Source organism: Streptomyces spirodelae, from assembly GCF_017676385.1.
Classification (GTDB): domain Bacteria; phylum Actinomycetota; class Actinomycetes; order Streptomycetales; family Streptomycetaceae; genus Streptomyces; species Streptomyces spirodelae.
The window spans coordinates 185,188-208,837 of sequence record NZ_JAFFZN010000010.1 but is presented as its reverse complement, the minus strand read 5'-3'; the positions used below and the strand labels follow the sequence as shown (position 1 = coordinate 208,837).

Genomic DNA, 23,650 nt, shown 5'->3' with positions numbered 1-23,650 from the left:
GACGACGGCACGCTGGGCCATACTCTCCAGTCGGCCCGTCCCAGCCCCTGCGAAAGCCTGAGCACCAGGCAGGTGGCCACCCGTCACCCGAGGTGGCTCGGCGCATGGGGCGACCCGCCGCGGCGGGCCGCGCCTACGACGAGCAGCGTGACGGCGGCGAGGGCGGCGCCGAACCACAGCACGCTGGTAACGGTCAGTCTGTCGACGGCCAGGCCGCCGAACAGTGCGCCGAACGCGATGGAGAGGTTGAACGTGGAGACGTACAGCGAGGAGGCGGCTTCGGTGGCGTCCGGTGCGGCGTCGAGAATCCAGGTCTGGAAGGTGACCGGCACCGCTCCGTACCCCAGACCCCACAGGACCAGGACGGCACCTGCGGTGAGGGCGGAGTTGCCGACGGACACGAGGAGCATCATGGCCAGAGTGAGGACCACGGAGATGCCCACGACGGTCTGCCGGAGCCGCTTCGCGACGAGCGCCCCGGCGATGAAGTTGCCGCAGATGCCGGCGAGGCCGAACGCCAGCAGCAGCGTGCCGATCATGCTGTCGGCGACCCCGTCGTCCTGCAGGATCGGCCGGACGAACGTGTAGGCCACGAAGTGCCCGGTGACGACCAGGAAGGTCATGGCGATGCCGGCCCGTATGCCCGCGTTGCCCTTGAAGACCTTCGGCACGTCCGCGAAACCGATCGTATGCTCCGCCGGCAGCTTCGGCATGAGGCAGACCATGCAGGTGAGGGAGACCAGGCCGAGGACGCCGACGGCGGCGAACGCGGTGCGCCAGCCGCTGAGGTCGCCGATGAATGTTCCGGTGGGCACGCCCAGGACGGAAGCGGTCTCGACGCCGCCGAAGATGACAGCGGTGGCCCGGGAGACGTGCTTCTCCGGCACCAGCCGCAGCGCGATGCTGCCGGCCAGGGACCAGAAGCCACCGACACTGATGCCGATCAGGAAGCGAGCGGTCAGCACGATCGCGAAGCTGGTCGCGAAAGCGGACGCGAGGTTGGCCGCACCCACCAGCCCGATCAGGACCGCCAGGACGAGCCGGCGGTCGATGTGTCCCGTGGCCACGGTGACCAGGGGTGCCGAGACGGCGGCGACCAGGCCGGGCACGGTCACCATCAGACTCGCGGTGCCCTCGGACACGTCCAGGGCGGAGCCGATCGGGGTGAGCAGGCCCACGGGCAGCAGTTCGGAGGTCATCAGGGCGAAGATGCCCAGCGTCACCGCCAGGACGGCGAGCCAGCCCCTGGTGGGGGACGGCTCTCTGGCGGCGGAGACACGTGTGTCGACGGACGTCACGCCTCCATCAGCCCTTCTTGCGTAGAGGGTCCACGGCATGCCACGGGCGGTGGACCGAGGACTTGGCCACCGCCCGCGGAGTGAGTGGGCTGTCTGTTACTCGGTGCCCGGGGTCTTTCGGGTGGTGACGTTCATGCGGTTCCAGGCGTTGACGGTGAAGATCAATGCGATCAGCTGGGCCAATTCCCTTTCGCCGAAGTGCTGGGCAGCCTCGTCGTAGACCTCGTCCGGCACGCCGTCGGGCAGGCGGGTGACGGCCTCGGCCAGCGCCAGGGCGGCCCGCTCCTTCGGGGAGTACAGGCTCGACTCCTCCCAGGCGGGCAGCTGGTGGATCCGCTCCTCCGTCTCCCCGCCCTTGCGGGCGTCGGAGGTGTGGTAGTCGATGCAGTACGCGCACCGGTTGATCTGGGAGGCGCGGATCTGCACCAGCTCCAGCAGGACGGGGTCGATCCCCTCACGAGCTGCGGCGTCGAGGGCGAGGACGGCCTTGAAGACCTTGGGGGCGACGGTGGTGAAGTTCATGCGCTGAGGCACCTGGAAGGTTGGCATGTGACGACCGTAGGAGCGAAAGCGACCCAGGATATGGTGCATTTCCATGGCAGAAACGTGGGTCAATCCTCGAGGTCGGTCAGCCGACGAAGGCACCTTGCCGGGGCAGGCCGCAGGAACCGACCTCCACCTGCCCCTCTCAGGAGAGGGCAGCCTGCGGAGTCGGCTCATGCACGCCCTGCGGGAGGCCATTCGGTCCGGTCGACTCGCTCCGGGCACCCGCCTGCCGCCCTATCGGAGCCTCGCGAGCGACCTCGGCATCGCTCGCAACACCGTCGCCGGCGCCTACGCCGAACTCGTCGAGGAGGGCTGGCTCACCGCCCGCCAGGGCTCCGGCACCCGGGTTGCCCGGCGTGCCTCGCCACTCCCGCCCGACCAGGCGCGCCGTCCTCGCCGGCCGGCCCGACGGCGCATCCTCCACGACCTGATGCCCAGCTCGCCCGATGCGGCCGCCTTCCCACGCTCCGCCTGGCTCTCATCAGCCCGCAGAGCCGTCGCAGCAGCACCCAACGACGCCTTCAGCGTGGGCGATCCGCGCGGCAGGACGGAGTTGCGCGGCACCCTCACGGAGTACCTGGCACGCGCCAGGGGTGTACGCGCCGCACCGGACCGGATCGTGATCTGCTCCGGCTTCGCCCACGGGCTGGAACTGCTGAGCAGCGTGCTGAAAGGTCCAGTCGCGGTGGAGTCGTACGGACTGGACTTCCACCGGAGCATCATCGGCAAGGCAGGTCTGCGCTCCGTTCCGCTGACGGTCGACTCGTACGGGGCACGCGTCGACGAACTTCCGGACACCGGCGCCGGAGCCGTGCTGCTCACGCCCGCCCACCAGTTCCCCACTGGCGGACCGCTCCACCCCGAACGCCGGGCGGCGGTCATCGACTGGGCCCGCTCCTCCGGCGGACTGCTCGTGGAGGACGACTACGACGGCGAGTTCCGCTACGACCGGCAGCCAGTCGGCGCGGTGCAGGGCCTCGATCCCGACCGGGTCGTCTACATCGGCTCGACCAGCAAGAGCCTGTCACCAGCACTGCGGCTCGGCTGGATGGTGCTGCCGGGATGGCTCGTCGACGACATCCTCGCAGCCAAGGGACCTCGGGAAATGTGGTCGGGCGTCGTCGATCAGCTCACCCTCGCCGACTTCATCGCCTGTGGAGCGTACGACCGTCACCTGCGCCGCATGCGGCAGCACTACCAGCGCCGCCGCGACCTGCTGGTGAGCACACTCGCCGCAACCGCCCCGCACATCGAGGTCAGCGGCATCGCGGCAGGACTGCACGCCGTCCTCGAACTGCCGGAGAACACCGAGGAGGCGGCCCTGCGCGCGGCCCGTCGCCACGGCCTCGCCCTCGACGGGCTGCATCCCTACCGCCACCCCGACAGCACGATGCCACCCCGCGACGGCCTGGTCATCGGATACGGCACCCCACCAGACCACGCCTTCACGGCCGCACTGGACGCGCTGAGTCTGGCTCTGCCCGGCCCGCCGCTGGACGACCGATGCACAGCGTTCCCGTGAACATGGGCGAACGCGATCACGCCGGGTTCTCGGTACTCGGGACGCGGATTCGAGGCTGTCAGCCGGTGGTCGGCCGGGATGCGCCGACGGGGGAGTGGTGCCGATCCACGATGCCCTCGACGATTCTCATCAGGCGGTCCCCCGTTTGATCGATGCTTCCGTTCTGCGTGCTGACCTGCGCCCCTTCGAGCACGAAGGTGATCTCGGCCGCGGCCTGCTCGGGGTCGGGCAAGCCGGCCTCGGCACACATGCCGACCAGTCTGCGGGTCTGGTGGGCCTTGTGCTTCTCGATCACTTGCCGTGCGGGATGGGAACGGTCCGGCAGTTCGGCGAGGGAGTTGATGAACGGGCAGCCCCGGTGCGAGATGGACGGCAACCCCTCGGCGATGAAGCGGGCCAGGCCCAGGATCTGCTCCCTGGGCCGGCCGGGGTGTTCCGTCTGGACCCGGTCGAAGGCCGCCTGATAGTCGGCGGCGACGATCCGCAGCCACTCCGCGACCAGCGCGTCCTTGGTCTCGAAGTGCCGGTAGATCGCCATCTTGGTGGTGTCGGCCCTCTCGGCGATCGCCTGGACGCCCACTCGCCGGATTCCCTCGCTTTGGAAGAGCTCTTCCGCCGCGTCGAGGATGCGCTCACGAGGCGGCAGTTTCGCCACCCTGCTCGGCCTCCTGGTGGTAGATGCCATGCCTGCTCCGTGACGTCCGGTCGGGGGTGCGGGGTTGTCCCACCGCTCCTACGATACCAAGCAGTTCCACATGATACCGATTGGTATCGTCAGGGACTCAGCAGTATCGTTCTATCCGCTGGGAGTGAGAGTGAGAGTTACCGAGTACGTGGACTTCGACGCGGTCGGTCTCGCGGAACTGGCGGCCAAAGGCGAGGTGACCCCCGCCGAACTGCAAGCAGCCGCACGCGAGGCCGTGCAGGCGGTCAATCCGCAGATCAACGCCATCGTGGAGACATGGCCGACCGACGACGAGCCCAACCCCAGCGGTGCGCCGCTGACCGGCGTCCCCTTCCTGATCAAAGACATCGGAGTCTCCATGGCCGGGCGGCGCATGGAGCTGGGCAGCCGCCTTGCGGCCGGCAACGTCGCACGCGCCGACTCGTCCCTGATGCTGCGCTTCCGCCGCGCGGGCCTCGTGACGTTCGGGCGTACCGCGACACCGGAGATGGCTTACAGCATCACGACGGAACCGGTGCTGTACGGCGCGACCCGCAACCCGTGGGACCTGGAGCGGAGTGCGGGGGGATCCAGCGGGGGCGCGGGCGCGGCTGTCGCTGCCGGGGTCGTTCCGATCGCACACGGCACCGACGCCGCCGGCTCGCTCCGTATCCCCGCCGCCTGTAACGGCCTCTTCGGGTTGAAGCCCACCCGTGGCCGGGTCTCCATGGGCCCCGACTTCGATGAGGTCTTCAGCGGCCTGGCCGTGCACGGCAGCGTCAGCCGCACCGTACGCGACAGTGCGGCCCTGCTCGACCAGATCCGCGGCCCGGAACCGGGTGACCCCTACTTCGCCCAGCAGCCGTCCCGGCCGTACGCGGAGGAGGTAACCCGCCATCCGGGCGCGCTGCGGATCGGCGTCCTCACCCAGGCGTGGGGCGGACGCCGCACCACCGCACCGGTGGCCGACGCGCTCTCTCGCACCGTGCGGCTGCTCGAATCGCTCGGCCACCAGGTGGAGGAGGCCGAGGTCGACCTCGGGGCCGACTGGGATGAGTACGTCCTGGCCAACGCGCGTCTGTTCACAACGAACCTCGCATCCACGGTCGACGAGTTGGCCACCGCCTTCGACCGGCCCATCGACTCCTCAACCCTTGAACCGATAACCCTTGCCGGGTACCACTACGGGCAGCGGGTGAGTGGCGCCCAGTTCGCCACCGCTTTCACCATCCGCAACCGGGTCGCCCGGAGACTGGCACAGTACTTCGACGCCCACGACCTACTGCTCACTCCGACTCTCCCGGAGCTTCCCGCACCAGTCGGCACCTGTGCCGAGAGCGAAGAAGAGCTGGACGGCCTCGGCTGGATCGACCGCGTCTTCGACCGCTCGCCGTTCACCATGCCGTTCAACATGGCCGGCACGCCCGCCATGTCCGTGCCGGTGACGGCCGACACCGAGACGGGGCTGCCGATCGGTATGCAGTTCGCCGCCGGATACGGCCTCGAAAGCCGCCTCTTCCGCCTCGCCGGCCAACTCGAACAGGCAAGCCCATGGTCGGGTCGTATCCCCGCGGTGTGGGCAGGGAACCGCACGGGCCGCTGAGGAACGCTCCTCGTCGAGCCGGGAGCCGAATCACGAAGGCCGTTACGTTCGCCTTCTCCACGGCCTCGTTCCGGCGCCCCGGAGCTGCAGATCGCGCCGCAGTCGGCCAGGTAGCGAGAGGTCATGGGAGCGTTCGTGGAACGGTCACTGCGACTGCTCCACGAACGTGGCCCCACCGGCTGGGGAAGATGCGAGGAAGAGACCTCAGGCGGGCAGCTTCGTGTCGATGATGAAGCTGATTTCGATGAGCTGGCCGGGCATGGTCAGTTCAGTGATGCCCACGACCGTGCTGGCCGGGCGATGGCCCCCGAAGTACTTCAGGTTGCCCTCCATCGTCGGCGCGGCATGCTGTTGAAGGTTCACCAGGTACAGGGTCTGCGAGACGATCTGGTTCCGGGTGGCGCCATAGTGGTTCAGAACCCTGTCCATGTTGACGTAGGTCTGCTTGAGCTGGGCGGCGAAGTCGCCCGCGTAGAGGAACTCGCCTGCCTCGTCGAACGAGAGCTGTCCAGAGACGTGGATCAGCTCGCCCGACTTGATCGCCTGTGAGTAGCCGAAGTCGCTCTCGGCCGGCACGCCGTAGTTGAAGGAATCGATGGTGGCCACGGTGCTCGCCCTTCCGGTCGCTCTCTTGTAGTTACTCGGGAACTGTAGGAGAGTGACGGTTGACCTGGAAGAACGCACTTTTCGGTGACTGAGGAACCCAATGGTGACCAAGCAACAGCTCAAGGGCCTGCCCGAGGACGCTGACCTGCGGCGCGCAGACTCCCTGGCGCGGGAGATCTTCTCGGACGTCGCCAACAAATGGGCGCTTCTGATCATCGAGACACTCGGCGAGCGCACCCTGCGCTTCAGTGAGCTGCGGAACGAGGTCGAGGGCGTCAGCCACAAGATGCTCACCCAGAACCTGCGCATGCTCGAACGCAATGGCCTGGTCGATCGGAAGGTGCACCCCACCGTGCCGCCGCGGGTCGAATACACCCTCACCGAGCCGGGCCGGGCCTTGCGCACCGTGGTCGACGCCATATGCGGCTGGACGCACCAGCACCTCGGCCACATCGAGAGTGCACGCGACCGCTTCGACGCCTGACGAACACGCAGCGACACCCTCGCGCCCTGCGCGACTCCTTCTCGCTCTCACGTTGGTGGCTACCCCTGTGGTCCGCGCTTCGCCCGATCGGCTACCGAGCCATCCCGTGGTGGGTCAACCGTGGTTTCGCGACGCAGTTCGGCTGGAACGGCCCCAACTTCTTCCTCTCCCCGGTGATGCGGAAACGACTCGCCGACTGCCCAAACCAGGATTGGCAAAAGCTCAATGAGGCGTCATGGAGAGGGAAGCGGCCGATGCCCGAGCCGGTGTGCTGCGAGGCGCTCTCGGCCCGGAGTCGGCTCGGGGCGACCCGCCTGATCGTGGGTGGCCCGCCGGTGGCACCATCTGTGGGGTGCCCCCTTCCCTTCAGGTCGGTCCGTACACCGTGATCGCGCTCGCCGACGGTGCGGGCCCTTTTTTCTCTCCCAGGTCGGAGGCGTTCCCCGGCGCGACTGCCGAGCAGTGGGCGGCGGCCGACCGGCTCGATCCCGGCGCGCTGGACGCCGACGGGCGTTGGCGGCTCCAGTTCCGCGCGTTCGCGATCCGCAGCGACCAGGGTGTGACGCTGGTAGACGCGGGGATCGGCCCGGCCGACAGCCCGGCGGCCTCGTGGGCGCCCGTGCCTGGGGTGCTCCCGGCGTCGCTGGCCGCCGCGGGTATCGAACCATCCGACGTGGACACCGTGGTGCTCACGCACCTCCATACCGACCACGTGGGCTGGGCCGTCGTCGGTGGCGAGCAGTCGCGGCCGTTCTTCCCGAACGCCGCATACCTGTTGCAGCAGGCCGAACTCGACGCGATCGACGAGGTCAACCCGCAGCTGCGGGCCACTCTCATCGACCCGCTCCGGAAGACCGATCAGCTACGGCTCCTCGACGGCGACACCCCGCTGCGCAACGGCGAGCGCGCGTTCGCCACGCCCGGTCACACGCCCGGCCACCAGAGCGTGCTCGTCACCTCCGGGCGCGAACTCGTCACCGTCACCGGTGACCTGCTCGTGCACGCGATCCAGCTGCTCCACCCCGAACTCGCCTACGCCCACGAGATGGACGTCGAGCAGGCGCGAGCCTCAAGAGAACAGGTCCTCGGTAGCAGGGCCGCCGACACCCTCCACCTCGCGACCCCGCACCTGACCGAACCGTTCATCACCCGCTGACCCACCCGGCCGGCGGGTCATTCCGCGAGGGTGCGCAGCCGCTCGGATGACCATCGGCCGGCTGATCCGGCACCTCGGCTGGTGGCGGACCGTGACGGCCCCGTTCCCGTGGCATCCCGTTGTCGTCCTTGACGCCCTTGTCGGCCTGCGGCGGCCGACCGCTGGGCCGGTACGCCGGTACGGCTTTCGGTCAGGCCCGCAGTGCGTCGATCGCGGTGTCGATCGCGGCCAGGGCCGCTGTCCTGTCGAGACCTGCCCGCGATACGAGCGAGAGGCCCTGGACGACGTAGAGCAGTAGCTGGGCCTGGTCCTCGGGGCGGGCGGCGTCGGTGACTTCGCCGGCGGTCTGTGCGCGGCGCAGCGCGTCGGTGAGGATCTCCGTGAACCGGCGGTATGAGCGGGTGACGACTTGTGTGGCTTCGCTGTCGTGGGGGACGAGTTCCGCGGTGGTGTTGCCGACCAGGCAGCCCTGCGGTACCCCCACGTCGGAGATCAGTTCGTCCAGGCGTGCCGGGTGGGTCAGGATCTCGCGCAGCGCCGGCAGGAGTGGGGTGGTGTCGAGCGCGGCGATCAGGTGTCGCTCGTACACCTCCCAGTAGAGCCTGACGGCGTCGAGATAGAAACGGCGCTTGTCACCGAACGTTCCGTAGAGGCTGCCGCGTTCCACGGCCAGCGCGTCGACCAGGTCCTGGATCGATGTCGACCCGTATCCCCGGGACCAGAACAGTTCAAGTGCCCGCGTCAGCGTCTGGTCCTTGTCGAATCCGCGGGGGCGTCCGGTTCGTGCCACGTGTCCGACACTACAACTTCTTGACAGGGCGTTCAAGAAGTCATAGCTTCTCTCGCATTACTTTTGGAACGACTGCACAGAAGTCGGCCGGCTGCATGCCGGTCGCGAAGGGCGAAGCAATGGACTTTGCGGGAAAGGCAGCACTCATCACCGGATCCGGCGCGATCGGCGGGCTCGGACATGTGACGGCCCGAGTGCTGGCCGCCGGGGGAGCCGACCTGATCCTCACCGGCACCGATCCGGAGCGCGGAGCCCAGGTCGTCGAGGACCTCCGCACGGCCGGGGGCGAGTCCACCGCGACGGTGCGTTTCGTCACGGCCGACGTGACCGACACAGCAGCCGTGCAGCAGCTGGCCGCGGACGCCGGAGCTGTGGACATATTGATCAACAACGCGAGCGTCATGACGTTCGCTCCGACCACCGAGCAGGACCTCGCGGGCTACGACGCCGCCTTCGCGGTCAACGTGCGTGCGCCGTTCCTGCTCACCGCGCTGCTCGCGCCGAAGATGGCCGCCAACGGCGGCGGCAGCATCGTCAACGTCAGCTCCACCGCGGCCGGTCTCGGCATGCCGGGAATGGCCGTGTACGGCGCCACCAAGGCCGCGCTCGAATCGCTGACCCGCACTTGGGCGGCAGAGTTCGCATCGTCGAACGTGCGGGTCAACGCTGTCGCTCCCGGTCCGATGCGCACCTCGAAGGTGATCGCGGCGCTGGGCCCCGACATGGGTGGCATGGGCCTGACCACCGCGCTGAAGCGCACCGCCGACCCGGCCGAAGTAGCGCGCGTGGTCGCCTTTCTCGCCGGTGACCGAGCCAGTTATGTGACCGGTGCTGTCATGCCCGCCGACGGCGGCCGAACCGCGATCTGAGCCGCGGCCGCCACCGCTGCCGCCGGACAGTGCCGTTGCTGACGGGGACAGCCCGTCATCGCTGCCGATTCACGCGCCATGGCGCCGAGTGAAGGAAAGAGAATCATGGGTCGTCTCGAGGGAAAGTACGCACTGATCACAGGAGGGACGAGCGGCATAGGACTGGAGACCGCCCGCGAATTCCTCGCCGAAGGAGCATCCGTCGCGATCACCGGCCGCTCGCAGGAAAGACTGGACGAGGCGGCCCGGCAATTGGACGGGCCACTGCTGCCCGTCCTCAGCGACGCCGGCGACGTACCCGGCCAGGCGGCGCTCGCAGCGCGACTCCAGGCGGAATGGCCGAAGCTCGACATCCTGATGAGCAACGCCGCCGACATCACCCATCTCCCGATCGAGGAATGGACCGAGGAGGCATTCGACAGGCTCCTCGCAACCAACCTCAAAGCGCCGTTCTTCCTGATCAAGGCCCTGTTGCCGCTCTTCTCGCAGCAATCCTCGGTCATCCTCGTCGGTTCGGTCTCCGCTTTCGTCGGACACGAGAACGCGACGGTGTACGGCGCCGCCAAGGCGGGGCTGCTGTCCTATGCCCGCGGGCTGACCCACGAGCTCAAAGAGCGGGGCGTTCGCGTCAACGGACTGAGCCCCGGGCCGACCGTCACCAATGCGTTCACACCGCTCGGCCCGGAGCGGCAAGCCGCCGTCTACGAGGAACTCCGGCGAACCGTGCCACTTCATCGGCTGGGGACCGCCACCGAGATGGCGAAGGCAGCTGTGTATCTCGCCTCCGACGAGTCCGCCTACACCGTTGGCACCGTGCTGCGAGTCGATGGCGGCATCGGGGAGCTCGCCTACTGAAGGGTGCTGCAGAAGGACGGGGGCGGGCTGTTCACTCGGAACCGGCCTCGCCCTCGACCTCCCCACATCTCCCTGACCAGTCACGTCAGATAATGCGGTGCAGTCGGCCGGATCACAGGAGACGCTGGTGCAGTGAATCAGGTTCAGGAGATCGTGGGTCTGGTCGACGGTGTGCTGGGCCAAGATGTCATCGGCACCTACCTCCACGGATCCTCCGTGCTCGGTGGACTCAGGCCGGCCAGCGACGTGGACGTGCTGGTTGTCTCCCGGCGGCGAATGGACGAGCAGGAGCGACGGACACTCCTCGGTGGACTACGGCGGATCTCCGGCTCTCGAAACGAGGTCCGCCCGGTCGAGCTCACCGTGGTCGTCCAGTCCGAGGTCAAGCCGTGGCGGTACCCACCGACCGGCGATTTCCTCTACGGCGAGTGGCTGCGCGCCGAGTACGAGGCCGGGGAGGTCCCCCAGCCGGAGCCGATGCCCGATCTGGCCCTGCTGATCCCCATGGCGCTGACCGGCGACATCTCCCTCACCGGTCCGCGCCCGGCGCAGGTCCTCGACCCGGTTCCGCAGGCCGACCTGGTCCGGTCGAGTGTGGCGGGTATCCCCAGCCTGCTCGACGACCTGGACAGCGACACCCGCAACGTCCTGTTGACCTTCGCCCGCATCTGGAACACACTCGCCACCGGGCAGATCAAGTCGAAGGACGCCGCCGCCGACTGGGCCCTCGCCCAGCTCCCGCCCGAGCACCGCGCCGTCCTCGAGCACGCCAGGCAGCTCTATCTCAACTGCCACTACTCCGAGGAGAGCTGGAGCGATGCATTGCAGGCGCAGGTGCGTCCGCACGTGGACCGCGTGCTCGGCGAGATCGACCGACTGCTCGCTCCCCCTGCGGATGTGAGGGGCACTCGCAAAACGCATCCCGGCCCACCGTCGTCGTCACCCTGAAAGCCCGAACTCAGTAAATGCCTCGACATCGGTCGCGGTGATCGGGGACGCTTCGCGCGATGACCAGAATCGACGACACACCGCCCGCGTGGGACGAGCGCACCCAGCTCACCACGTTTCTCGACTACGCACGTGACACCGCCCGTGCCAAGTGCGATGGCGTCTCCGCTGAGAACGCACGTAAGGCGCTCCTGCCGGGCTCCCCGCTGATGACCATGAGCGGAGTGATCAACCACCTTCGCTGGGTCGAGTACCACTGGTTCCAAGTGGTCTTCCTCGGCGAGGAAGACCAGGGTCCCTGGACCGAGGAGGACCCCGACCGCGAGATGCGTATCGCCGTCGACTTCCCCCTCACGCAACTGCTCGACGAATACGCCGAACAGAGCGCCCACTACCGCGAACTGGTCGCCGGGAGCAGCTTGGACAAGCAGGCCCAGCGAGCCGTGCGCAACGGCCTCCACGTCGACCTGCGCTGGATCCTCCTCCACCTCACCGAGGAGACGGCCCGCCACAACGGGCACCTGGACATCCTGCGCGAGATGCTCGACGGCACCACCGGCGACTAGATCCGGCGCAGATCACGGGCGGAGCCGGAGTCGGACCGAGGCAACGCCGGACAGGATGGCAGCCCAACGGAGAGGCCCCCGGTGATCACAGAGCTTCGCACTCTGTGATCACCGGGGGCCTGTGCCCGTCTGGATCCGGGCCTCCGTAGCTGTTGCCCGTGTGGAGCTTGTCCAGTCGCTTTCAACTGCCGCCGGCGCTCACCCCTTTATCGCGGAGTTGGCGACGCCCTGGACGAACCAGCGCTGGAAGAAGGCGAAAACGGCGAGGACGGGCAGGACCAGGAGTACGCCGAAGGCGAGGGTCTGGCCCCAGTCGAGCGGCTCTTGGCCCTGGAAGACGCTCATCTCCAGCGGGAGGGGGCGGACCGAGGGGTCGGACACCATCAGGACGGGCCACAGGAAGGAGCCCCACTGGATGAGGAAGGTGAGGATGGCGACGGACGCGAACGCGGGCTTGCTCATCGGGACGACGATGGCGAAGAACGTACGCCAGGGGCCGGCGCCGTCGAGGCGGGCCGCTTCCTCGATGCTCGGTGGGATCGAGCGGAAGAACGTATGGAACTGGTAGACGGAGAAGGCGTTGGCGATGAACGGAAGCGCCTGGATGAGCAGCGTGTTCCGCTGGTCGTTGAACATGTAGAACAGCGGGACGGCCACCGACTCGAACGGGATCAGCATCAGCAGCAGGATGAGGGTCATGACCGCTTCCCGGCCTCGCCACTTCAGCCGTGACAGTCCGTACGCGGCCATCGAGTTGACGAACAGGCCCCCCGTCACCACCACGAAAGCCAGCAGCAGCGAGACGCCCATGAAGCGCCAGAAATAGCCGGTGCTCTCGGAGTTGAGGGCGTCGAGGACGGCGAAGTAGTTGTCGAAGGACAGGTGGGTGGGGAGGAAACCGGACAGGCCGTTGAGCACTTCGTCGGAGGGCTTGAGGCTGCCCAGGAACAGATAGGTCACAGGCAGCGTGAAGACGAACGCCAGTACGCTGAGTACGGCGTAGTCCATGAGGCGGCGCAGCTGTGTGCGGGGCGTGGCCATGGGTCAGTCCTCGTTTCCGGGCCGCACGACGCGGCGCTGGACGAGCGTCAGGGCGACGACGATCAGGAAGAAGACGACCGTGATCGCCGAAGCCTGGCCGATGTTGTTCTGGTCGAAAGCGGTGGTGACCGCCTGGTACATCACAGTGCGAGTGGCGTCCTCGTCGAGGCCGCCGCCGCGGACGAGGATGTACACCTGGTCGAAGACCCGGAAGGACAGCACCGAGGTGAGCATGGCGACGAACACGAGGGTGCCACGGATGCCGGGCAGGGTGACATGGCGGAACTGCTGCCAGCGCGTGGCACGGTCGAGCCGGGCGGCTTCGTAGAGTTCGTTGGGGATCTGCTGGAGCCCGGCGAGAAGAATGACCATCTGGAAGCCGACGCCCTGCCAGACGGAGAGCACGATGATCGAGGCCATGGCTGTGGTGGCGTCACCGAGCCAGCTGAAGGCACCCCAGTTGCCGAAACTCACCAGGTCCAGGGCGGAGTTGAGCATGCCCTGATCGCTGCGGGCGAGGATCAGCCGCCAGATCACGGCAACCAGCGCCATGGGGAAGACCACCGGCATGAAGAAGAAGGACCGGAAGAGACCGATGGCTTTCAGCTTGCGGTTCAGCAGGATCGCCAGCGCCAGGGCGAGGGCGGTCTGCAGTGGTACGACGACCCCGGCGAAGGTCAGGTTGTTGAGCAGCGCCCGCAGGAACGGGCCCGACAGATCGGGGTCGGTGAACAGCCGCCGGTACTGCTCCAGGCCGAAGAACGACGGCGCCAGCGGCGAGCCGAGCCGCACGTTGTAGAAGGAGAGCACCACGGCGTAGCCGAACGGCACACCGACGAAGACGATGAGTCCGACGACGGCCGGCGCGGACATCGCCAGTCCGTGCACCCAGTCGCGGTTCTTCCGTGCAGAACGCGTCGAGCGCTTGGCTCGTACCGGGTGCCCGGGCCGTGTCGGGTTCTCGGAGATGATGGGTGGGTCCTGCTCCCCGTCTGGGAGCGTGGGCCGGGCGGAATCCACGGAATTCACGGGTGGGTCCTGTTCCCGGCGGGACGGGCATGCTGCGCCTGCGCCGTCCCGCCGCCGATGCGTTCTGCGGTCTACGGGATCTTGTAGCCGGCGTTGTCCGAGAAGTCCCGGTCGATGGCGCGGGCGGCCTTGGCCAAGGTGCTCTTGGGGTCGGCCCCGCCGTAGATGGAGTTCAGTGCCCCGCTGAACTTCGACGTGATCACGGGGTATCCGGCGGTCACCGGGCGGGTGACGGCGACGCAGGACTCGGTGATCCGGGTGTCACCACACGGCTTTCCGAGGTGGTCGGCGAAGAGCTCGAGCGGTCCGCCGGTCTTGTACAGCGGGCTCTTGGCGAGCGCCGTCCTGGTGGCCGGCACCGCTCCGTTGGCCTTCGTCATCGCGGTGACGTTGGTGTCCTTCATCAGGTAGTCGAGGAAGGCCCCGGCTGCCTTGGCGTTCTTGGTGTCGGCACCGATGCCCCAGGCCCACGAGCCCTGGCCGGTCTTGGTCCCGTTGCCGAAGTCGGGCAGCGGCAGGACGACCAGATCGTCGCCGAGGGCCTTGCTGTAGTCGGGGTACATCCAGTGGCCGACCCAGCTCAGCGCGACACGGCCTTTGGTGAACGCCTTGCTGTCGGTGTTGGGATCGACGTACGGCTTCCAGGACTGGAAGGTCTTCATGGCGTCGACCACCGCGGGACTGTCGAGGGCGCCGGCCGCCTTTCCGTCCTTCAGCAGCGAGCCGCCGGCCGACCAGACGATCGGTGAGAAGCCGTAGGTGCCCCACTCGCTGCCATAGCCTACGTTCTCCTGGAGGTCGAGGGTCTTGCCGTCGGAGTCCTTGGCCTTCAGCGCCTTGAGTGCGGCGGTGAACTCCTTCGCCGTCCAGCTGCCGGACTCTCCCTTGGGGTACTTCACGCCCGCTGCGTCCAGGAGCTTCTTGTTGCCGTAGATACCGAGTCCGGAGTCGTACATGCCCAGGCCGTACGTCTTCTTGCCGATCGTGCCCTGGGCCTTGTTCGCCCTGGTGGCGTTCTTCATGGTGCTGGCGGAGACATGGCTGTCGATGGGGGCGAGCTTCTTGTTGTAGACGAAGTTCGCCATGGTCGGGCCGTCGAACTCCATGACATCCGGCAGCTTGGAGGCGTCCGTGGTGGTGATCGTCTTGGTGTAGTCCTTGTCGGGGATCAGCTTCAGTTCGGCCTTGATCTTGCTCTGCGAGGAGTTGAAGGACTTCACCGCGTTCTGCATCGCGGTGGCCTCGCTCTTCTGGCCCTGATGGGCCCAGACGCTTATCGTGCCCTTGCCGCTGCCGGCCTCCGCGGAGACGTCGGTGCTTCCGCCTCCACCGCAGGCGGCCAGCGCCGCCACAGGCAGGGTGAGGGCCAGGCCCGTACGGACCGCGTGACGGTGCCTTCTGTTTCTGGTGAACATGGTTGGTGCCTCCGTGCGTGGGTGCGGGTGAGGGGTCGAGCTGCTGATGTGGTCCCCGGTGTGAGGTGCTGGGGCGGCGGGGCCGTGGATGCCGCGGGGGAGAGGGGGTTACTGGGGTCGGCGCGGGTTGGGCGGGGCGGTGGTTTCGCGAAGGACGAGGTGAATGGGCATCCGCACCTGCCCCGGTGGCTCGGCCTCCGGCTCGCTGAGCTGTCGCAGCAACAGTTCGGCGGCCTCGGCGCCTTGGCCCGCGACGGGCTGGGCGATGGTGGTCAGTCCGAGCACGTCGGCCAGTTCATGGTCGTCGAAGCCGATGACGGACACGTCGTCCGGCGCCCTCAGCCTGTGCCGCCGCAGTGCGCGCAGTGCCCCCATCGCCATCTCGTCGGACTGCGCGAACACGGCCGTCGGCGGACGGGACGCGGCCAGCAGCCGGGTCATGGCCCGCTCGCCGCCCTTGACGGTGTAGTCGCCGTCCACTTCCAGGGCGGGATCGTGCTCGATCCCGGAATCGGCGAGAACGTCCAGGTACGCCTGCCGCCGGTCGACGGGGGTGGTCCAGTGCAATGGCCCGCTGCTCCCGGAGATCATGCCGATCCTGCGATGGCCGAGGTTGACCAGATGCCGGACGGCGCTCTCAGCGCCGGCCCGGTCGTCGATGCCGACCACCGTGAAGCCGGGAAGCGGCCCCCCGACGATCGAGGTCAGCGGCACTCCGAGTGAGCGCAGCGCGGTGACCTCCTCCTCTTCGGGAATCAGCAGCGACAGCACCGCGTCCACACGCTTGCGCAGCGGCAGTTTGGTGAAGAAGCGTTTGCGCGCCTCCGGCGAGCCGAGGTTGTAGAGCAGCACGTCGTACCCGGCCTTGCTGAACACCTGCTCGGCGGCGTCCAGCACGGTGCTGAAGAACCAGCGGCCCACATACGGGACCACCACCCCGATCGTGAAGGTGCGCCCGCTGGCCAGGCTGGACGCCGAACGCGACGCGGTGTAGCCCAGCGAGGCGGCGACGGCCGTGATCTGCTCCCGCACCTGGTCCGATACGCCCGGCCGGCCGCGCAGCGCGCGGGACACGGTGGACGCCGAGACTCCTGCGGCGTGGGCGACGTCAATGATGCTGACCGTCACGGCGCATCCTCCTAGGGCGTGTATCGAAAGCGGATCTCGGCGGTTTCACGGCGGTGTGATCTGTGAGTGACGTGACCGTAAACCTGGCCCCGTGGTTGCGCAAGCGTTTGCGCTCATATTTACTTGAGCCGATTCTCAAGAGACAGCTTCGTTATCAAACGTCAGCGCACACGTTTGGGCGCTGTGAGCGACAGGACCTGTGCATGCGTTACGCCCCACCCGGCCTCTGCGTGAACGACTTCGCGCTCCTGCATGACGACGACGGCACGTATGCGGTGCTGCACCTGCAGGGCCCGTGGACAGCCGAGTTCGACCACCTGCGGATGGAAACCTCCTACGGCCGGGCCACATCCACCGACCTGGTCCACTGGCAGCCGCACGGCACCGCCTTCGGTAACGGACTGCCCGGCCGCTTCGACCAGCAGGCGGTCTGGACCATGCACCCGTTCCGGCACGGTGCCGGAATGGCGATGTTCTACACCGGCGTCGCCGGCCTCACGGCGGGCGGCTCACCGCTCCAGTCGGTCGGCCTCGCCTACTCCGACCGCCTCGACGGCACCGGCTGGCGCCGCCACGGCACCGGGCCCGTCGTCGAAGCTGACCCGCGTTGGTACCGCACCGGCGAGCGCATGGGCTGGCGCGACCCCTTTGTCGTACCCGACGACGAGTCGGAAGGCTGGGTGATGGTCCTCTGCGCCAGCGACGCGTCCCTCCCGGCCGAGGCCGGCGGCTGCGTCGCCCTGGCCACCTCCGGCGATTTGGAGCACTGGACCGTCCACCCGCCCCTCATCTCACCCGGCGACGACGAGGAACTGGAGTGCCCCGTCCTCGAACGCCTCGACGACGGCAGCTGGCTGCTGCTCGTCTCCGTCGGCTCCACCCGCAGCTTCGACGCGTGGACCGCCCCCCGCCTCCGCGGCCCCTGGACCCATCGCGGCCCCCTCGGGCCCTCCGGATCGTACGCACCCCGCGTCATCCGCGCAGCCGACGGTTCCCGCGTCGTGCTCCACACCGTCCCCCGCCGCGTCGGACTCACCGACTCCGGGGACCGCTGCCGCGGCATGCTCGCCCAGCCGAAACTCCTGGTCACCCCCTCGGACGCAGCGCCCCGTCTCGAGTGGTGGCCCGGTCTCGACTCCTGGCTCGGTGCGGAGACGGACCAGCCCACACTGCACGCCGTCGGGGAACTGGCCATATCCGGGTATGTGGAGATCACCCTGCGCACGGACACTCCGGGCGGCGACCGCGCAGCCCTGACGATCGGCTGCGACGGCAAGGAGCTCGAGGTCACAGGACCCGACGGAGTTCCGCTCGGTCAGGCGGTCCTGCACCAACCCGCTGCTGCCTTGCGCATCCTGACCATCGGCGAGTACGTCGAGGTCTACGCCGACGGTGTCTTCGTCCTCTCCACCCTGAGCTACTCCGGCCATCCCGCCCCGTGGACGGCCGTCACGTCAGCAGGAGAACGCACCATCCCCGTCCGTCAGATCCGCTTGCCCGATCCCCACCGCGACGACGCCTCGGCTGTCTGGCCCGGCAACCCTCAACCGTCCGCCCCGGCGACCCCGTAGCCGTCAGCAAGCAACGCGACGGCTGTATGGCCGCACACCGCCCACAGCGCTGTCCAGGAGGGCGCGACTCCACCGCCACCGCTCGCTGGAGGTCGAGCCCACGGTCCTCGCCGCAACAGCGGCGAGGACCGTGCACAGCTTCCGCGTCCACGCTGTCCGCCCGCGCCCACGGGACCGGTGGCAGCCGGCGGTCCTGAAATCCGTCTCGACCTCAGTGCTCGTGCGGTGCGCCGTCGTGGCCGTGCTCGCCCGCGGGGTCCTCGGCCGGTTCGGACGTGGGCGACTGGCCGGCGGAGGGAGTCTCCTCCGGGTCGGAACCGGTTCTCCCCGGTTCCCTGTCCTCGTCCTCGTCGGCATTGCCCTCGTCGTGGTCGTGCGGCGCCGACTCCTCGCCGTGGCCGTGGCCGTGGCTCATCGCGCCTTCCACCGCCGGCATCGTCAGACCGGTCACCACGGCTCCCGCCGCACCGGCCAGGGCAACCGCCTGGAACGAGGAGGCGAAGCCGCGGGCGGGACGCCCTCGCAACCGCCACAGCGCCACCAGGCAGACAGCCACCTCGAAGGCGGTGGCCGTGACGCCAACCCGGGTCACCCCCTCGGGCACACCCGCGCCGGGCCCGAACGGCACTCCTGCCGTCCGGCTGATCCCCCAGGTCGCGATCACGGCCGCGTTGACGACGAGGCCCGACAGCATGGCGACCTTTCCGCAGGCCCTCAGGGCCGCCAGAGCCCAGCCTGCCTGGAAAGCTCCGACGGCGCAGAAGAACACCCCCGCAGCCCACCATTCGGTGTAGTGGTCCGGGACCGAAGCGAAGTGGATCGCCGCGGCACCCAGCGAGGCGAAGGTCGCGAGGACGCGTCCTGCGCTCACCTCCGCCCTGACACCTGTCTCGGTTCTTCTCCTTGTTCCCATGGATGGCTCTCCGTCCGTGCTGCGTAAAAGAATCCAGAAGATGCGTTCGCGTGCCGCTGCACAGGCACAGCGGCACGCGGAAGCTGTCTTCTAGATCCGCAGCACCGACAGAGCGGTCAGAGACGGTTTCGGAGGAGCCCGGGACGCAGCAGCGACACCGCGCGGCAGTACGGCGAGGGGCACCTCACCCGGCGCGACGGCGGGGGAGCCCTCCGCGTCCGGTTGGAGGTGCGGGAACCCGCCCGTGATGATTTCGCAGGAGGTGTCGCCGTGCCCGTCGTGCCCCTTGGGCGGCTCTGTGCCGACCGCCTGCGGTTCGGAGGCGGCATGGGTGACCAAGGCGTGATCCGGGTAGTACGGCAGATGCGTGGCCGCTCCCGCGAACCCGTGTCCAACGGCCAGGACGCAGGTGGCGAACAGCACCAGCCAGTGCAACCGCACTCGCCCAGGCATTCCTGACGCCTCCGCCCCTTGTGTTTCCGCGATACCGCCTCGGGCAGGGAACGTACAGCATGTGGGCACGGGACACGAGTGAGGTGCAGGGCCAGCGGCGCCTGCTCCGTGGCTGCGGGTCGAAGCGGTGGCCAGGATCAGGTCGGAAGCGCCCCATCGGAACCAGAAGTCATGCATTCACCAGAGGTCATGCATTCAGAGTGACTGGTGGTAGCCGAAGAACTCGTGGTCCTGGTTGTAGCCGCCGTGTCCGCCGCCGATCTGGGCGAAATCGGCGACGAACTCGATGCCTTGAATCCACTTGACCTGTTTGAAGCCGAGTTGTACTTCGTTGCGCAGGCGCAGAGGGGCGCCGTGGCCGAACGGCAGCGGTTGGTCGTTCATGTCGTAGGCGAGCATGGTCAGGTGATGACTCATCTGCTCGATGGGGTGGGCGTCGTAGTAGCGCCCTTTGTCCGGGCCGTCGCCCAGGGAGTAGAAGACGGCCCATTTCGCCTCGGGCTTCGGCTTGACGAGGTCCAGAATCGTGCGCATGGACACGCCGCCCCATTTGGCCACGCCCGACCAGCCCTGGATGCAGAAGTGCTGGGTGATCTGCTCATGGTGGGGCAGATCCCGGAGTTGGCGCAGGTCGAGATCGACGGGGTTGTCGACCAGGCCATGGACGCGCAGTCTGTAATCCGCGAAGTTGCTGTCGTGGAGCCGCTGGTATTCGGGCGAGTCAGGGTACTGTCCGTTGTGCCAAAAGTATGGAGAGATGTCCTTCTCGGTGTATTCACCCGGTCTGGCGTCCAGATGCTCGAACAGCCGCTGCAGGGGGCCGATCAGTGCGTATCCGGCGCGCTGCACCACCCGGGGATGGTGCAGGGTGAACGGGGTGGCGGCGATCCAGCCGGCGATGATCACAGCCATCGAGACGAGGAAGATCCACAGGCCAGTCCAGCCGTCGCCGCCGCGGGCGGCGTACATCTGGTTCAGGCTGCGCGGCAGGTTCGTGGTGAACACCAGGGCGACGTGGACCGTGATGAAGACCAGGAACCAGACGAGGACCAGGAAGTGCAAGGAGCGTGCCACCTGGATGCTCAGTGGTTTGCTGATCCGTCTGAAGCGGGTCGAGAGAGCCGGCGACATGCCCAGCCCGGTGAGCAGCGCAAGCGGGGCGGCGAGGAAGACCGTGGCGAAGTAGGCGAGTTGCTGCAGGCTGTTGTAGTTCACCCAGGCAGGCTCGGTCGGCCAGTCCAGCGACAGGTATTGGATCAGTGTTGACGCCGCGTTGGGGAAGACGTCCCAGCTGGTGGGAACGACCAGTCGCCACTGCCCGGTGGTGAACAGCAGCACGTAGAAGACCACGCCGTTGAGCAGCCACAGTGTTACCGTTCCCAGGTGCCACCACCGGGCCAGCCCGATCGAGTGCCGCAGCCCGGGCAGCCCCACCTGTCCGGGCAGAGCGATGGAGTCCTTCTTCGCTGTCCACAGTGGATCGGACGGCACCGGCTTCTGGACCCGGAACCACTCACGGCCCGGCGTGCTGTGTCTGGTCCAGTACAGACGCGGGTGGTCACCGATGATCTGGATTCCGGACCGGATGACGAAGATCAGCAGGAACAGGTTGAGGAAGTGCTGCCACCCCAGCCAGGCGGGCAGCCCGCTCCTGCGCGCCGGCCGCGGGACCAGGATCGTGCCCGGATAGGTGTGGAGGAACTGCTGTACCGGCCCGAGACCGCGCAGGTGCTTGGCTGCCGCGACCGCGATGATGAGGACCAGGAATCCCAGGGGCAGCAGCCAGAGCAGGTTGAACCACCTGCTGCGGCCGATGCGCACCCGCGGAGCGATGCCGTACACATGAGGCACCGAACCGGACCAGGTGGCCGGATCAATGGCATCCTCGCCTTCGGTCAGCTCCCTCCGATATCTCCGGACCGCTTCCGGCGATACGGGCGTGTCCCGTGGGGCTGACACCTCGCCGGGCATCGGCCGCCCTTCTTCGTCCACCATCGGGAACGCACCTTCCGTCAACCGCGCTGGTTGTGATACTCACCAGGCGATATTGGCCGAAAGCAGACACGATGTCCCGGAGGCCGCACCACGATGGACCGGATACCGCGGCAGGCATCCGCCGGGCGCAGTCATGTCCGTGCCTGTTGCACCCATGCGCGCTGTGGGGCGGGGTCTGCTCGGTGGTCGCGATCGTCGAGCCGCCGTCACGCGGTCAGAACTGCCCGGTTGCGCCGAGAGCGGCGGCCCTTCCCCCGGGGGCGGCTATTCCTCCTCGGCGAGCACGATGACGTGGTCCTCCTCGGTCAAGCGGAGCCGGGCGGCCTTGGGCGGGTTGAGGTGCACACCGTAGGCGGGGGGAGCACCGCGTTGGGCGCCCAGCCGGTACCCGACGGCCGTCTCACCGAGGCGGCGGGCGGACTCGATGACCGTTGCGAAGTTCGCCTCGGCGCCGGACCTGAGGTAGCGGGTCGCGGGCTTGAGGTAGATCTCGGAGCCCGCGGGGTCGAAGAGATCGATCAGCACGTCGTGCAGGTGCCGGTTCTCGGTGAGTTGCGCCAGCATCAAGCTGATCAATTTCGAGCTGACAATGAAGTCGTCGGCCCTGGTGACCTGGGCGACCTCGCGGTTGCTGTCCTCGTTCATCTCGGTGACGATCGAGTACGGGTCGCCGAGCCGGTCCTCGAGGTCGCGCAGGTGGAGGAGGGTCACCAAGGTGCGATTGTCGGCCTGTTCGGCGTCGGTTCCCTCGTCGGGGAGCACCAGGACGTGCTGGTAACTGCCGGGGTCGAGGGCTTCCAGCGAGCGCCTGCTGGTGGGGCGGCAGTACTTGTAGCCCACGGTGAGGTTCTCGTACGGAACCAGCACATCGGCCACCGGACGTTGCGGGGCCGCGATGTCCAGCGCCGAGCCGGGCTCGACGAAACTGTCCAACAGCTCGATGATCTTCGGGACGCGCCCGTTCCAGCCGATCAGCAGGGTGCGGTCCGGAGCCAGGTCCGGAGGTTGAGCGAAGGCCAGCGCCTCCTCGACGATCCGCGCGTGGTTCCTGGTCGCGAGCTTGATGAACAGATCGTCCTCGGCGAGCACGATGACGCCGTCCTCCTCACCGATGACGGTGCCCATCGGTGGGTTCAGCAGGAGCTGTCCGTCGGCTCTGCGCAGCCCCACGGGTGTGCCGAGCTCGTACCGGTGCAGTGCCTCGCCGTACGTCACCCCGGTGAGAGAGGGCTCGGCGCGGATGTAGAGCTCGCTGCCGTAGAAGCTGAGCAGTTCGTTGCAGACCGTGGAGAGGCCGGTCTGCCGGTGGGACTGCACGATGAAGCGAACGGCGATGTCGTCGGCGTCGATCACCAGGCCGTTCCGGCCTGCTGCCAGACGTGCCGCCGCGAGGTTGTCCGAATCCTGAACCGCTGCCACCACATGTGGCCGGGAGGGTTGCCAGACGCGGTTGTTGAGCACCAGCAGCGTCTTGATGACCATGGTGTCCGCCTCAGGGTCCGCTGGGGGCAGCACCATGATGGCCTTGCTGGTGTCCGGGCTGACCAGCTCCAGGTCCGCGCGCTTGAGCGGGTTGCCGGACCGGCAGATCACCCGCGTCCTTCCCGTTCTGGGCACCCGCAGCCGGATCTGCTCCTCCATGGAGACCTTGTCCCGGTCGGCGAGCACCACCACGCAGGAGCGGCGCTCGCTCTGGTTGGCCTCGACCAGCTCATCGATCACCGTGAAGATCTGCTCCGACCAGCCCAGGATGATCGTGTGGCCCCGCTCGAAGAGCCGGGATCTGCCCTTGCGCAGCTGCTCGATGCGGGCGTTCAGGCCGGCGGTCAGCACACCGATCAGCGCGCTGACGATGAAGATCCCGCCGATCGTCACCGCCAGCATGAGGGCCAGGAAGACCGGTCGCCCGGTGTCGTCTCCCATGGTGCCCGGGTCGAGCGTGCGCAGCAGACTCATCCACGCCACACCGAGCCATCCGCCGTGCGCCTCGGTGTCCTCGTCGGTGAACAGCACCACTGACGTCGTGACGACCACGATCAGCCCGGTGGACGCGAGCGCCAGCCAGCCGATCAGCGCGGGTGTCCCCCGGTCCATCGTGCCGTCGAACCAGTACCGCAACCGTTCGCGTAACCGCACCCTGAGTCCCCGATCTCGACCGTCCGCCCCTCGACGATCTTGCCATGCCGGAGGGCCGCTGA

At 68.0% G+C, this 23,650-nt stretch carries 22 protein-coding genes; 9 read left to right on the top strand and 13 right to left on the bottom strand.

The features are described from left to right. Nucleotides 1-83: 83 nt before the first annotated feature. Together JW592_RS13675 and JW592_RS13670 are read right to left on the bottom strand one after the other, a co-directional pair. Entirely contained in the window at nucleotides 84-1,298 is a 1,215-nt protein-coding gene (locus JW592_RS13675) for an MFS transporter (protein WP_209265304.1), read from the bottom strand. Nucleotides 1,299-1,394: 96 nt separating this feature from the next. Beyond that, nucleotides 1,395-1,847, bottom strand: a complete 453-nt coding sequence (locus tag JW592_RS13670) for a carboxymuconolactone decarboxylase family protein (protein WP_229375919.1) — start codon at nucleotides 1,845-1,847, stop codon at nucleotides 1,395-1,397. A gap of 46 nt (nucleotides 1,848-1,893) precedes the next feature. Here JW592_RS13670 and pdxR point away from each other — a divergent pair, with 46 nt between their 5' ends. After that, on the top strand, nucleotides 1,894-3,366 hold the full coding sequence (gene pdxR / locus JW592_RS13665) for a MocR-like pyridoxine biosynthesis transcription factor PdxR (protein WP_209265303.1): 1,473 nt from the start codon (nucleotides 1,894-1,896) through the stop codon (nucleotides 3,364-3,366). Between the two features lie 58 nt (nucleotides 3,367-3,424). On the opposite strand, the gene JW592_RS13660 is transcribed toward pdxR, so the two are convergent. Next, nucleotides 3,425-4,051: a TetR/AcrR family transcriptional regulator gene (locus JW592_RS13660; RefSeq protein ID WP_209265302.1), complete on the bottom strand. Its 627-nt coding sequence runs from the start codon at nucleotides 4,049-4,051 to the stop codon at nucleotides 3,425-3,427. A 130-nt stretch (nucleotides 4,052-4,181) separates the two neighbouring features. Between JW592_RS13660 and JW592_RS13655 the strand changes: the two genes are divergently transcribed. Then, nucleotides 4,182-5,633, top strand: a complete 1,452-nt coding sequence (locus JW592_RS13655; RefSeq protein ID WP_209265301.1) for an amidase — start codon at nucleotides 4,182-4,184, stop codon at nucleotides 5,631-5,633. 204 nt (nucleotides 5,634-5,837) lie between these two features. Here the strand turns inward: JW592_RS13655 and JW592_RS13650 are convergent, their stop codons facing one another. Beyond that, the gene (locus JW592_RS13650; protein WP_209265300.1) at nucleotides 5,838-6,239 is read right to left on the bottom strand and encodes a RidA family protein; all 402 of its coding nucleotides are present in this window, start codon (nucleotides 6,237-6,239) and stop codon (nucleotides 5,838-5,840) included. A 100-nt stretch (nucleotides 6,240-6,339) separates the two neighbouring features. On the opposite strand from JW592_RS13650, the gene JW592_RS13645 reads away from it, so the two are divergent. Both JW592_RS13645 and JW592_RS13640 read left to right on the top strand, forming a co-directional pair. Further along, on the top strand, nucleotides 6,340-6,723 hold the full coding sequence (locus JW592_RS13645; RefSeq protein ID WP_209265299.1) for a winged helix-turn-helix transcriptional regulator: 384 nt from the start codon (nucleotides 6,340-6,342) through the stop codon (nucleotides 6,721-6,723). Nucleotides 6,724-7,075: 352 nt separating this feature from the next. Beyond that, nucleotides 7,076-7,879, top strand: coding sequence for an MBL fold metallo-hydrolase (locus tag JW592_RS13640; protein WP_209265298.1), 804 nt, complete (start codon nucleotides 7,076-7,078; stop codon nucleotides 7,877-7,879). Between the two features lie 190 nt (nucleotides 7,880-8,069). Here JW592_RS13640 and JW592_RS13635 read toward each other — a convergent pair whose 3' ends face one another. Continuing rightward, nucleotides 8,070-8,669 (bottom strand): TetR/AcrR family transcriptional regulator, encoded by a 600-nt coding sequence (locus tag JW592_RS13635; RefSeq protein ID WP_209265297.1) that lies wholly within the window; start codon nucleotides 8,667-8,669, stop codon nucleotides 8,070-8,072. A 119-nt stretch (nucleotides 8,670-8,788) separates the two neighbouring features. Here JW592_RS13635 and JW592_RS13630 point away from each other — a divergent pair, with 119 nt between their 5' ends. The 4 genes from JW592_RS13630 (at nucleotide 8,789) to JW592_RS13615 (ending at nucleotide 11,907) form a co-directional block, all read left to right on the top strand. Beyond that, nucleotides 8,789-9,538, top strand: a complete 750-nt coding sequence (locus tag JW592_RS13630; RefSeq protein ID WP_209265296.1) for an SDR family NAD(P)-dependent oxidoreductase — start codon at nucleotides 8,789-8,791, stop codon at nucleotides 9,536-9,538. A gap of 105 nt (nucleotides 9,539-9,643) precedes the next feature. Next, a complete protein-coding gene (locus tag JW592_RS13625) occupies nucleotides 9,644-10,393 on the top strand; it encodes an SDR family oxidoreductase (RefSeq protein WP_209265295.1) in 750 nt (249 codons plus the stop codon). 132 nt (nucleotides 10,394-10,525) lie between these two features. After that, complete coding sequence (locus tag JW592_RS13620; RefSeq protein ID WP_209265294.1) at nucleotides 10,526-11,341, top strand: aminoglycoside adenylyltransferase family protein; 816 nt, start codon at nucleotides 10,526-10,528, stop codon at nucleotides 11,339-11,341. Nucleotides 11,342-11,400: 59 nt separating this feature from the next. After that, nucleotides 11,401-11,907 (top strand): DinB family protein, encoded by a 507-nt coding sequence (locus JW592_RS13615; RefSeq protein ID WP_209265293.1) that lies wholly within the window; start codon nucleotides 11,401-11,403, stop codon nucleotides 11,905-11,907. 198 nt (nucleotides 11,908-12,105) lie between these two features. Here JW592_RS13615 and JW592_RS13610 read toward each other — a convergent pair whose 3' ends face one another. The 4 genes from JW592_RS13610 to JW592_RS13595 all read right to left on the bottom strand — a co-directional run bounded on the left by JW592_RS13610 (nucleotide 12,106) and on the right by JW592_RS13595 (nucleotide 16,520). After that, complete coding sequence (locus JW592_RS13610) at nucleotides 12,106-12,948, bottom strand: carbohydrate ABC transporter permease (protein ID WP_209265292.1); 843 nt, start codon at nucleotides 12,946-12,948, stop codon at nucleotides 12,106-12,108. Nucleotides 12,949-12,951: 3 nt separating this feature from the next. Further along, nucleotides 12,952-13,821, bottom strand: a complete 870-nt coding sequence (locus tag JW592_RS13605) for a carbohydrate ABC transporter permease (protein ID WP_209265291.1) — start codon at nucleotides 13,819-13,821, stop codon at nucleotides 12,952-12,954. A gap of 227 nt (nucleotides 13,822-14,048) precedes the next feature. Next, nucleotides 14,049-15,392 carry an ABC transporter substrate-binding protein gene (locus JW592_RS13600; RefSeq protein WP_209265290.1) on the bottom strand — a complete coding sequence of 448 codons (1,344 nt, stop codon included), beginning with the start codon at nucleotides 15,390-15,392 and terminating at the stop codon, nucleotides 14,049-14,051. A gap of 108 nt (nucleotides 15,393-15,500) precedes the next feature. Next, on the bottom strand, nucleotides 15,501-16,520 hold the full coding sequence (locus tag JW592_RS13595) for a LacI family DNA-binding transcriptional regulator (protein ID WP_209265289.1): 1,020 nt from the start codon (nucleotides 16,518-16,520) through the stop codon (nucleotides 15,501-15,503). Nucleotides 16,521-16,723: 203 nt separating this feature from the next. On the opposite strand from JW592_RS13595, the gene JW592_RS13590 reads away from it, so the two are divergent. Then, nucleotides 16,724-18,091 carry a glycoside hydrolase family protein gene (locus JW592_RS13590; protein WP_209265288.1) on the top strand — a complete coding sequence of 456 codons (1,368 nt, stop codon included), beginning with the start codon at nucleotides 16,724-16,726 and terminating at the stop codon, nucleotides 18,089-18,091. Between the two features lie 211 nt (nucleotides 18,092-18,302). On the opposite strand, the gene JW592_RS13585 is transcribed toward JW592_RS13590, so the two are convergent. The 4 genes from JW592_RS13585 to JW592_RS13570 form a co-directional block, all read right to left on the bottom strand. Further along, nucleotides 18,303-18,962 carry a hypothetical protein gene (locus tag JW592_RS13585; RefSeq protein WP_209265287.1) on the bottom strand — a complete coding sequence of 220 codons (660 nt, stop codon included), beginning with the start codon at nucleotides 18,960-18,962 and terminating at the stop codon, nucleotides 18,303-18,305. A 132-nt stretch (nucleotides 18,963-19,094) separates the two neighbouring features. After that, a complete protein-coding gene (locus JW592_RS13580) occupies nucleotides 19,095-19,457 on the bottom strand; it encodes a DUF6153 family protein (protein WP_209265286.1) in 363 nt (120 codons plus the stop codon). A gap of 195 nt (nucleotides 19,458-19,652) precedes the next feature. Beyond that, nucleotides 19,653-21,299 carry a molybdopterin-dependent oxidoreductase gene (locus JW592_RS13575; protein WP_307805407.1) on the bottom strand — a complete coding sequence of 549 codons (1,647 nt, stop codon included), beginning with the start codon at nucleotides 21,297-21,299 and terminating at the stop codon, nucleotides 19,653-19,655. A gap of 417 nt (nucleotides 21,300-21,716) precedes the next feature. Then, on the bottom strand, nucleotides 21,717-23,588 hold the full coding sequence (locus JW592_RS13570; RefSeq protein ID WP_209265285.1) for a CASTOR/POLLUX-related putative ion channel: 1,872 nt from the start codon (nucleotides 23,586-23,588) through the stop codon (nucleotides 21,717-21,719). Nucleotides 23,589-23,650: the final 62 nt, after the last annotated feature.